Origin of the sequence: Nonomuraea longispora, assembly GCF_004348345.1 — a bacterium.
GTDB classification, from domain to species: domain Bacteria; phylum Actinomycetota; class Actinomycetes; order Streptosporangiales; family Streptosporangiaceae; genus Nonomuraea; species Nonomuraea longispora.
The window spans coordinates 1-11224 of sequence record NZ_SMJZ01000251.1 but is presented as its reverse complement, the minus strand read 5'-3'; the positions used below and the strand labels follow the sequence as shown (position 1 = coordinate 11224).

Genomic DNA, 11224 nt, shown 5'->3' with positions numbered 1-11224 from the left:
ACCGCCCCCTCCTGACCGCCCTGCCCGACCGCCCTGCCCGAGCTGGAGCGCTCAGTCGGAGGTGGTGGTGCGGCGGTTGCGGGCCGGGGGCTTCTTCCGGCCGGCGACCAGCGTGTCGCCCGGCGCCGGCGCGGGGTCGTCGCCGCTCTTCGGCTCCCCGCTCTGGGAGCGCGGGCGCGGGTGCGGCGCCGTGTCCTCCGTGGCCGGCGTCTCAGGAGCGGGTTCGGATTTGCCGGCCTTACTGGTCTTGTCCGACTTGTCCACTCTGTCAGGCTGGTCTGATTTGTCGGGCTTGGGAAAGGTGTCGGGTTCGCGTAGGGAGGCGATGACGTTGTCCGCCTCCCTGTCGGCGGCGAACTCGTCGGCCGCCTCCGACTCGCGCCGACGGATCACCACCATGTGGTCCACCGAGATCCGCCCCGCCCCCACCACGGCCAGCAGCAGTGACGCCGCGCCGAGAAGGATCAGCTCGTTCAGGCTGATGGGGTTGAGCGGCGGCGCGACCAGGAAGACGGCGAGCGCCTCGGCGAAGAGGATCAGCCCGGTGACCGAGACCGCCAGCCCGGCGATCAGCAGTGCGCCGCCGATGAGCTCGGCGAGCATCGTGATCGTGGCCCAGGCTCCGGGCGCGGGGGCGCCCTGTTCGAGGAACTTCTCACCGGTGATCTTCAGCCCGTCTTCCAGCTTGGCCCAGCCGTTGGCGAAGAAGATGCCGCCCACACCGATGCGGGCGACTAAAGCGGCAAGATCGCGAAGGGCCTGTTTCACGGTTATTGTCTGCCCTGATCGGGACATGGCACACCTCAATCACGGCTGAGCAACGTGGCCACCGCGACGGCGGTCAGGCTCAGCAGAACGACGCTCACGACGACGGTCGTGTGCAGGGCGTTGACGAAGGCCCACCGGGCGGCGTCGAGCAGCGCGACGCCCGCTCTGCCGCCGATCTCGTCCGCGACGTGCGCGGCCGAGGCGAGCGACTGCCTGGCCTTGTCCATTCCGCCCGCGGACACCCCCGGCACGGCGGGCAGCCCGGGGGCGTACACGATCGCGGTGATCGTGCCGAGCACCGCCACGCCCAGCCCGGCCCCGAGCTCGTAGGCGGTCTCCTCAATGGCCGCGGCCCCACCCGCCTGCGCCTCGGTGGCCGACGACATGATCGTGTCGGAGGCGGCCAGCAGCGCCACCTGCACCCCGAAGCCGATGCCGACGAAGCAGATCGCCAGCATCACGGGATGACCTTCCACGCCCCAGCTGAGCGTGGGCGTCAGCGCCAGCGCCACGAGGCCGAGACCGCCGCTCATCGTGGCCCGCATGCCGATCCTCGGCAGGATGTGGGCGGCGGCGAGCCCGCCGGTGACGGCGGAGACGACCAGCGGCAACATCCGGACGGCGGCGCGCAGCGGGCTGTCGCCGAGCACGAGCTGGAGGTATTGGGCGAGCATGAGCTGGAGCCCGACCAGCGCGAACACGCCGAGCAGCACTCCCGCGACCCCGGTGGCGAACTCACGCCGCCGGAACAACCCGATCTCCAGCAGCGGCACGGGCAGCCGCGTCTGCCGCCGTACGAAGGCGGCCAGCAGCCCGAGCCCGGCCAGGAACACGAGTACGGACGCCCACAGCGGCATCAAACTGCCCGACCCCGCCTCCTTCAGCCCGAACGCCAGCGCGAGGATGCCGAGCACCGAGAGCACGGCGCTGACCGCGTCCCAGGGCCGGTCCCTGCGCTCGCGCGACTCGGGCAGCAGCCTGACGGCGGCAGGCAGCAGCACCAGCAGGATCGGCACGTTGACGAGGAAGACCGCGCCCCACCAGATGCCGACGAGCACGCCGCCGATGAGGGGCCCGACGGCCGCGCCCGCGGCGGCGACCGCGCTCCACACGCCCAGCGCGATGGCCCGCTCGCGCCGGTCGGTGAACACCTGCCGGATCAGCGAGAGCGTGGCCGGCATGATCATCGCGCCGCCGACGCCGAGCAGCGCCCTGGCCAGGATGAGGGTCAGCGGTGTCGGGGCGAACGCCGCGCCGGCCGAGGCCAGGCCGAACAGCGCGAAGCCGCACAGGACCATGCGTTTGCGGCCGTACTTGTCGCCGAGTGTGCCGAACATGATCAGCAGCGGCGCGACCACCAGCGAGTAGATGTCGATGATCCACAGCAGCTGCACGGCGGAGGGTTCGAGCCCCGCGGTGAGCGCGGGCACCGCGATGTGCAGGACCGTGGCGTCGACCGTGATCAGCAGCAGGCTCAGGCACAGGAGCACGAGGATGGACCAGCGGTGGTCCCGGTGCTTGCTGTTCGCAGTCCGCACGAAAGGTGCGGCCTGTGTGACGGTCATGGGCCTCCTTGCAGGCCGATCCGTGTCCAGGGCCCGCACGTGCTCTCAGGTCGGCGCGTGGGACCACGGCTCGGCGCTCGCTGCTCCCGAGGCCTCGCGCCAGGCTCCTCCGCTCCGGCTTGCGTGGCAGCTTAGGCCATGTCAGGCACTTGTCATAGCGGTATCGACTGATCCAGGGTCACACACGAACCTCTCTAGAGAGATACAGCCATATGTCGGTATCTATCCAACGATCGCTCGCAAAGCGATCATGGGATCGTGGGGACCGATCTACGTGGCAGGCAAGGCGATTCACCCGACCGGTCCTCTCGCGAGTGGTGCGCCGAGGCCCTGGCCAGGCTGAACGCCGGCCGCCCCGACTCCGCCCTCGACGCCGCCCGCCGGGCCGCCGACCTGGACCCCTCAGCGGAGTGGGCGCACCGGCTCATCAGCCTCGCCCACGAGCGGCTGGGCCGCGACGCCGACGCCGCGCCGGCCGCGGAGCGAGCCGTCGAGCTGGCCCGCGGCTCCTGGCCGGCCCGCCTGCGCCTGGCCTCGATCCTTCGCCGCGTGCCCGGCCGCTGGGGGGACGCGGTCGAGCACGCCGCCCTGGCGGCCAAGTTCGCGCCCGAGGAGGCCGGCCCCGAGGTCATGCTGGGCGACCTGGCCCTGCTGCGCGGTGACCACGCCGCCGCGGAGCGGTCCTACCGCGCCGCGCTCGCCACCGAGCCCGGTCATCCGCAGGCCCGCGTGAACCTCGGCCTGTCGCTGCTGCGCTGGGACCGGCCCCGCCCGCACCACGACCCCGCATGGCCGGTGAACCCGCGGGACACCTCCAGGGCGAGGCGTGCCCTGGAGGTCTGGTCCCGCCAGGCCCGTCTGCTGGTCGCCGTGGCCACGGTCGTGATCGCCGCGGCCGCGTTGACAGGCTGGGGCGCGCAGGCCGAGCTCGCCGGCTTCGCCGTGCCGGCCGTGCTGGTGCCGCTCACGGTCAGGCAGGCCAGGAGAGTCGGACTGTGGCGATATGTGCGGCCGATGCTCCGCCTCGACCCCTGGCTCGGCGCCCACCTGGTGTCGGCGGCGGTGTCGGTGGCGGCGTTCGCCGCCTGGCTGCTGCTGGCGGCCGTGCCGGCGTTGCCGGCCGCGTTCGACCCCGTCTGGGCCGGTCTGGCGGGCATCGCGGTGCTGGGCTGGCCGGCGCTGGCCGGCGTACGCGCTCTGGCGGAGGCCTGGCGGGGACGCCCGCTGCGGGCGCTGGCCGAGTCGGCGCGCGTCCAGGAGAGCGAGCGCACCGCCAGGCGGAACACCGGCGTGACGCTCTGGATCCTGCTCGGCAGGACGTGGACGGTGCTCGTTCCGCTGCTCGGCGGGGCCCTGGCCGTGGAGCCGCGGGCCGCCCTGGCGGCGGTCGCGGTGCCGTACCCGATGGTGCGCGGTTACCTGCGCGCCCGGCACCGGGGGGACGGGTGGCTGCTCGCCGCGACCGCGCTCGTGGTGGTGTCCGCCGTGGCGAGCGCGGCGGGCGGGCTGCTCGGGTCGGCCTGGGCCTGGCGGACCGGGCTCGGCGCGCTGGCCGTGGCGATGGCGGTGTTCCTGGCCCGCGCGGCGCGGGCGTGGTGGCGTGGCGGCGCGGGCCCGTGGCGGTCCTCCCTGCTCATGTGCGACCTGCCCATGGGCGCCGAGCCGTCCGTCCCGCTCGGCCCGGAGGCACGCCGGACCTTCTCGTACGCCCGCGGCATCGTCCTGTCGTACGCCGACCCCCTCGGCCCCCGGGTCGCGGGCGCGGTGGCGTCCGTCACGTCGTCGGGCGAGCTGCGGCTGATCGCCGAGACGGAGGCCTGGGACGCCATCGAGGCCGACCCCAGGGTGGCGGTGTTCGCCACGGACCCGTTGCAGCGGCGCTTCTGGGTGGAGGTGCGCGGCATCGCCCAGGCCGACTCGGACGTCCTGCGCATCACGCCCAAGCAGGTGTTCCTCGGCGAGTTCCCCGGCCGCCACCAGCGCCGCGCCTGATCGGGCCGCGCGCGGTCGCCGCGGACCTCGTCTGGTTCGGCCGCTCCGACAAGCCCGCCGACCCCGCCGCCCACACCTACGCCCGGCATGTGGAGTGGACGCGCGCCCTGCTGTTCGACGCGCTCGGCCTGAACGGCGTCACCGTCGTCGGGCAGGACTGGGGCGGGCTCATCGGGTTGCGCATCGCCGCCGAACATCCCGGGCGGATCGCCAGGATCGTGGCGGCGAACACGGGCTTGCCGACCGGTGACATTCCCCTGCCCGAGGTGTGGCACCAGTTCAGGAACACCGTGCTCAAGGCCCCGGTCCTGGACATCGCCAGGCTCGGGCAGGCGGGCTGCAGGACGCGGCTGCCCGACGAGGTCCGCGCGGCCTACGACGCGCCGTTCCCCGGAGAGGAGTACAAAGCGGGCCCGCGGGCCATGCCCGGCCTCGTGCCGACCACGCCCGACGACCCCGCCGCGCCGGCCAACCGCGCTGCCTGGCAGGTTCTCACCACGCTCGACCGGCCGTTCCTGGTGGCGTTCTCGGACGGCGATCCGATCACCGGCGGCATGGCGCCCATTCTGCTCAAATCGATCTCCGGCGCCTCCGGCCTGCGGCATCCCGTGATCGAGGGCGCCGGGCACTTCCTCCAGGAGGACGCGGGGGCCGAACTCGGCCGCCACATCGCCTCTTTCGTGACCTCCACCTAGCGTGTCAGGACCGCCCAATCGCCCGTCCGGTGCGGTATAACCGGGGGCGGACCGGGGAGGCGTGATGCGTGAGTCCGACAGGGCCCAGGCGGCGGGGCGGGCCGCGGCACGGGATCTGTTCGAGAAGGTGCGGCAGCGCTACTACCAGATTCCCCCCGCCGCGCGCCGGGTGCTCTACGTGGTCGTGCTGGTCGCCGCCATGGGCGTGGGCGCCGCACTCGGATGGGACCTGCTGGGCACCTTCCCGCTCGTCCTTCTCGCGCTCGCGTTCGTGGCCCTCACCATGCGCTTCCCCCGCGCCGCCGCCACCTCGCTGGTGGCCGCGGGCTGGGTCGTGCTGGCGCTGCCGCTCTTCTCCGGGCTGTTCCCGCCCGGCTCGGGCTCGGTGCACCTCATGGTCGGGCTGGCGCTGCCCGTGGCGGCCGCCGCCCACCTGATCCGCTGGGTGACGCCGTGGGTGACGACACTGATGGCGCTCGCCCCCGCCGGCCTGCTCGCCGTCCCGCTCTCCTTCGCCTCGGAGAACGTCTCCGTCTGGGCCGCGTACGCCGCCGCCCTCGCGGTGCTGATCCAGCGTTTCGTGCTGGCCCGCAGGGCCAAGGCCGAGCGCGCGGCGGCCGAGGAGCAGCAGGTCCGCGTCAGGGTGCGCGAGGGCAGGCCCGAGTCCGCGCAGGACCGATCCGCCGCGCCGCCGCAGATCTCCGTCGAGGAGGCGCTGGGCGAGCTGGAGAGCATGGTCGGCCTGGCGCCGGTCAAGGAGCAGGTGCGCTCGATCGCCGCCTCCATCGAGGCGTCCAGGCTGCGGGCCGAGGCCGGCTACACCACCGGCCGGCCCACCAGGCACTTCGTCTTCGCCGGCCCGCCCGGCACCGGAAAGACCAGCGTGGCTCGCGCGCTGGCCAAGATCTTCTACGCGTTCGGCCTGCTGGAGACCCCCTACGTCGTCGAGGCGCAGCGGGCCGACCTGGTGGGCGAGTTCCTGGGCGCCACCGCGATCAAGACCAACGAGCTGGTCGACCGCGCGCTCGGCGGCGTGCTCTTCATCGACGAGGCGTACGGGCTGGTCAACTCCTCCGACGGGCAGCCCGACAGGTTCGGCGCCGAGGCCGTGCAGACGCTGCTCAAGCGGGCCGAGGACGACCGCGAGCGGCTGATCATCATCCTGGCCGGCTACGAGCAGGAGATGGGCTCGTTCCTGTCCAGCAACCCCGGCCTGGCCAGCAGGTTCGCCACGCGCGTACGCTTCCCCGGCTACTCTCCCGCCGAGCTCGTCGAGGTCACCGAGCTGCTGCAGAAGCGCAGGGGCGACACGATGGGCGACGACGCCAAGCGGGTGCTGCTCGGCCTGTTCGACGACGTGCACCGGCGCGGCCTGATCGACGAGCTGGGCAACGCCAGGTTCGCGCGCAGCCTGGTGGAGGCCGCCGCGCAGGCCCGCGACGTACGGGTGGTGGGCGCGGGCGGGACGCCGACCACGCACGACCTCGTCACCACCACCACGCCCGACGTCGCCAAGGCGTTCGAGGAGCTGACCTCGCGCTTCCGCGGCTACGTGGCCACGCCCACGCTGGAGGAGGCGCTGGCCGACCTCGACAGGATGGCCGGCCTCGAACCGGTCAAACGGCAGGTGCACGCGATCGCCGCCCAGCTCCAGGTGGCCAGGATGCGGCAGGAGCGCGGGCTGCCCACCCCGCCCCAGATGCGGCACTTCGTGTTCGCCGGCCCGCCCGGCACGGGCAAGACCACGGTCGCCAGGGTGCTCGGCCGGGTGTTCGCCGCGCTCGGCCTGCTGGCCAAACCCGACGTCGTCGAGGCGCACCGGGCCGACCTGGTCGGCCAGCACCTCGGCGCCACCGCGATCAAGACCAACGAGCTGGTCGACCGCGCGCTCGGCGGCGTGCTCTTCATCGACGAGGCCTACAGCCTGGTCAACCCCGGCTACCAGGGCGGCGACGCCTTCGGCGCCGAGGCCGTGCAGACCCTGCTCAAGCGCGCCGAGGACGACCGCGACCGGCTCGTGATCGTGCTGGCCGGCTACCAGCGCGAGATGGACTCCTTCCTGGCCACCAACCCCGGCCTGGCCAGCCGGTTCAACCAGCGGGTGGCCTTCCCCAGCTACTCCCCCTCCGAGCTGTCCGAGATCGCGGTGCTGCTCGCGGAGCGCTCGGGCGACTCGTTCGACGAGGAGGCGCTGCGCCGGCTCGACGAGGTGTTCGCCTGGGTGTGCGAGGAGCGGCTGATCGACGGGCTCGGCAACGGCCGCTTCGCCAGGTCCCTGTTCGAGCGCGCCGCCATGCGCCGCGACGTACGGCTGGCCGCGCACGCCGCGCGGGGCGGCTCGGCCAGCTCCGCCGACCTGACGACGATCACGAGCGAGGACGTCCGCACCGCCGTGGACGAACTTTCCGGCCGGTAATCCACCACGACGCTCACCCGGTGTAGCAAGATGAGCACGATGGGTGGCTCGGCGTCAAAGGGGGAGCGATGGCGGGGTTCCTGGCCCGCAGGTTGCTCAACTACGCCGTGCTCGTCGTGGTGGCCGCCAGCCTCGCCTACCTTCTGGCGGCCACGGCCCTCGACCCCCGTTCCAACTACGCCGACCGCACGCCGAAACCGCCGGCCGCCGTGGTCGACGCCCAGTTGAGCGCGCTCAACCTCAACGACCGGACACCCCTGCTGCAGCGTTACGCCACGTGGGCGGCGGGTGTGCTGCACGGCGACTTCGGCAGGTCCGTCGACGGCACGCCGGTCAACGCCGATCTCAAGCGCCGCATGGGCGTGACCTTCCGGCTGGTCGTGCTGGGGCTGGTGTGCGGGAGCCTGCTCGGCGTGCTGGCGGGCGCGCTGGCCGCGGCCCGGCAGTACGGCTGGTTCGACCGCCTCTCGACCGGCCTGTCGTTCGTGGTGCTCGCCGTGCCCGTGGTCGTGCTGGCCAACATCCTGATCCTGGCGGCCACGTGGGCCAATGAGCACGTCTTCGGCCGCCAGGTGTTCCTGGTGAGCGGCGAGCACAGCGACGGGCTCGACACCGGGTTCTGGGGCCACACGCTCGACCGGCTGCAGCACCTGATCCTGCCGACCGTCTCGCTGTCGGTGGGGCTCATCGCCGTCTTCAGCCGCTACCAGCGCAACATGATGCTCGACGTGCTGGGCGCCGACTACGTACGCACCGCCATGGCCAAAGGGCTGAGCAGGGGCAGTGCGCTCGTCCGCCACGCGCTGCGGACCGCGCTGATCCCCGTGGCGACCTACTTCGCGTTCACGTTCGGGACACTGCTGACGGGGGCCACGTTCACGGAGAAGATCTTCGGCTGGCACGGCCTGGGCGAGCAGCTGATCAACTCGATCGTCCGCAACGACGTCAACACCGTCGCCGCCGTCTCGCTGCTGGCGGCCGTCGCCGTGTTGTGCGCCTCGCTGGCCGCCGACCTGCTGCACGCCGCGCTCGACCCTCGGGTGCGGGCGCGATGACGCTGTCCGAGGAGGAGCTGGCCGAGGAGCTGCGCGCGGACGTCCTCACCCGACCGCCGTCCAGGGCACGCCTGATCGCCGGGCGTTTCTTCCGTTCGGGGCAGGGGCGGCTCGGCTTCGCGGTGCTCGCGCTGATGTTCCTGCTGGCCTTCGCGGGGCCGCTGGTCAGCCCGTGGAGCTACCTCGACAAGGACTTCACCGCGTTCCTGCGGCCGCCGTCGCCCGGCCACTGGTTCGGAACGCTCCAGACGGGCGCCGACGTCTTCGCGGTGACGCTGCGCGGCATGCAGAAGTCGCTGATCGTGGGGCTGCTCGCGGCGCTGGTGTCCACGGCGCTGGCGGCCGTGGCGGGGGCGTTCGCGGGCTATTTCCTCGGGTGGACCGACCGGACGGTGACCTGGGTGAGCGACCTGCTGCTCGTGCTGCCCGCGTTCCTGGTCCTGGCGATCATGTCGCCGCTGTTCGGGGCGGGCCGGTGGCCGCTGTTCGTGATCACGCTGGCGCTGTTCCTGTGGATGGTGACCTCGAAGGTCGTGCGGGGCATGACGATCTCGACGAAGGAGCGGGAGTTCATCCAGGCCGCCCGCTACATGGGCGTGCCGCCCGTACGCATCATCTTCCGCCATGTGATCCCCAACCTGTCGTCCCTGCTCATCGTGGACGCCACGCTCAACGTCAGCACCGCGATCCTCACCGAGACCTCGCTGTCGTACTTCGGGTTCGGCATCCAGCCGCCCGACGTGTCGCTCGGGACGCTGATCGCGGACGGCTCGCGCACGGCCGTCTACGCGCCGTGGACGTTCTGGTTCGCCGCGGGGCTGCTGGTGGTCACCGTGCTCGCGGTCAACCTCGTCGGCGACGCCCTGCGTGACGCGTTCGACCCCTCGTCCGCGAGGCCGCGATGAGACCGGTGCTCGACGTGCGCGACCTCAGTGTGTCGTTCGGCGGCGTGCCCGCCGTGCGCGAGCTGAGCTGTTCCGTACGCCGCGGCGAGGTCCTCGGCATCGTCGGCGAGTCGGGGTCGGGCAAGTCGGTCACCTCGGCCGCCGTCATGGGGCTGCTGCCCCAGGGCGCGCGCGTCACCGGGTCCGTACGCCTGCACGGCAGGGAGCTGATCGGCGCCCCCGCGCGGGAGCTGACCTCCTACCGCGGCAAGGCCATGTCGATGGTGTTCCAGGACCCGCTGTCGGCGCTGACGCCCGTCTACCGGGTCGGCGACCAGATCGCGGAGGCCGTACGCGTGCACCAGCGGGTCGGCAAGGAGGCGGCCCTGGTCAAGGCCGTGCAGCTGCTCGACCTCGTCGGCATCCCGCAGCCCTCGGAGCGGGCGCTGGCCTTCCCGCACGAGTTCTCCGGCGGGATGCGGCAGCGCGTGATGATCGCGATGGCCATCGCCAACGACCCTGACGTGATCATCTGCGACGAGCCGACCACCGCGCTCGACGTGACCGTCCAGGCGCAGGTGCTGGAGGTGCTGAAGAAGGTGCAGCGGAAGACCGGCGCCGCCATCATCATGATCACCCACGATCTCGGGGTGGTGGCCGGCTTCGCCGACCGGGTGCTGGTCATGTACGCCGGCCGCCCGGTCGAGGTGGGCGGCGTGGACGACGTCTACTACCGCACGCGGATGCCGTACACGGCGGGGCTGCTCGGCTCGATCCCGCGCGTCGACGGGGGCGGGCGGCCGCTGACGCCGATCGAGGGCAGCCCGCCGTCGCCGGGCGCGCTGCCGCCCGGGTGCCCGTTCGCGCCGCGCTGCCCGATGCGGATCGACGCGTGCGAGCGGGACGAGCCGCCGCTGTTCGAGGTGGGCGACGGGCACCACGCCGCGTGCATCCGCTGGAAGGAGGTGGCCCCGTACGACGCGGACGCGTCCGGGGCCCCCGGCTCCGCGCGGCCGGCGCCGCGGCGCGCGACGCGCGCGGTGCTGGAGGTGCGCGGTCTGGTCAAGGACTATCCGCTGTTCAAGGGATCGCTGTTCAGGCGCAGGGTGGGCACCGTGCACGCGGTGGCCGGGGTCGGCTTCGACCTGCGCGAGGGTGAGACGCTGGGGCTGGTCGGCGAGTCGGGCAGCGGCAAGACCACCACGCTGACGCAGATCCTCGAACTGGCGGCGCCCCAGGCGGGCGTCATCACCGTGCTCGGCCACGACACCGCGCGGCTCGACGCCGCCCGGCGCACCGAGATCCGCCGCGAGATGCAGGTGGTCTTCCAGGATCCGCTGGCCTCGCTCGACCCGCGCATGACGGTGCACGACATCCTGGCCGAGCCGCTGCGCACCCACGGGCGGCCTCCAGGACGCCGGGTCGGCGAGCTGCTCTCGCTGGTCGGGCTCGACCCCTCCCACGCCGCCCGCTACCCGCAGGACTTCTCCGGCGGGCAGCGGCAGCGCATCGCCGTCGCCCGCGCGCTCGCGCTGGAGCCCCGGCTGCTCGTGCTGGACGAGCCGGTTTCGGCCCTCGACGTGTCGATCCAGGCCGGGGTGATCAACCTGCTCGGCTCGCTGAGGGCCAGGCTCGGCCTGTCCTACCTGTTCGTGGCGCACGACCTGGCCGTGGTGCGCCACATCGCCGACCGGGTGGCCGTGATGTACCTCGGCCGGATCGCCGAGATCGGGCAGGCGGACGCCGTCTACGAGGCTCCGGCGCATCCGTACACGCAGGCGTTGTTGTCGGCGATCCCGCTGCCCGATCCGGTGCGCGAGCGGGCGCGCGACCGGGTCCTGCTCGAAGG

At 72.8% G+C, this 11224-nt stretch carries 8 protein-coding genes; 6 read left to right on the top strand and 2 right to left on the bottom strand.

Annotated elements, in window-relative coordinates; genetic code table 11:
• Positions 1-51: 51 nt before the first annotated feature.
• Both E1267_RS39185 and E1267_RS39180 read right to left on the bottom strand, forming a co-directional pair.
• Entirely contained in the window at positions 52-768 is a 717-nt protein-coding gene (locus E1267_RS39185; protein ID WP_165960047.1) for a DoxX family protein, read from the bottom strand.
• Between the two features lie 35 nt (positions 769-803).
• Complete coding sequence (locus E1267_RS39180; RefSeq protein ID WP_132340620.1) at positions 804-2333, bottom strand: MFS transporter; 1530 nt, start codon at positions 2331-2333, stop codon at positions 804-806.
• Between the two features lie 258 nt (positions 2334-2591).
• On the opposite strand from E1267_RS39180, the gene E1267_RS39175 reads away from it, so the two are divergent.
• The 6 genes from E1267_RS39175 to E1267_RS39150 all read left to right on the top strand — a co-directional run.
• On the top strand, positions 2592-4325 hold the full coding sequence (locus E1267_RS39175) for a tetratricopeptide repeat protein (protein ID WP_132340618.1): 1734 nt from the start codon (positions 2592-2594) through the stop codon (positions 4323-4325).
• The gene (locus E1267_RS39170) at positions 4217-5020 is read left to right on the top strand and encodes a haloalkane dehalogenase (RefSeq protein WP_246064552.1); all 804 of its coding nucleotides are present in this window, start codon (positions 4217-4219) and stop codon (positions 5018-5020) included. Before E1267_RS39175 ends, E1267_RS39170 begins: the two co-directional genes overlap by 109 nt.
• A 64-nt stretch (positions 5021-5084) precedes the next feature.
• Positions 5085-7436, top strand: coding sequence for an AAA family ATPase (locus tag E1267_RS39165; RefSeq protein ID WP_132340616.1), 2352 nt, complete (start codon positions 5085-5087; stop codon positions 7434-7436).
• 68 nt (positions 7437-7504) lie between these two features.
• On the top strand, positions 7505-8491 hold the full coding sequence (locus E1267_RS39160; protein ID WP_132340614.1) for an ABC transporter permease: 987 nt from the start codon (positions 7505-7507) through the stop codon (positions 8489-8491).
• On the top strand, positions 8488-9396 hold the full coding sequence (locus E1267_RS39155; RefSeq protein WP_132340612.1) for an ABC transporter permease: 909 nt from the start codon (positions 8488-8490) through the stop codon (positions 9394-9396). Before E1267_RS39160 ends, E1267_RS39155 begins: the two co-directional genes overlap by 4 nt.
• Positions 9393-11224, top strand: a 1832-nt coding sequence (locus E1267_RS39150) for a dipeptide ABC transporter ATP-binding protein (RefSeq protein WP_132340610.1), incomplete at its 3' end; no start/stop codon positions are given. The genes E1267_RS39155 and E1267_RS39150, both read left to right, overlap by 4 nt.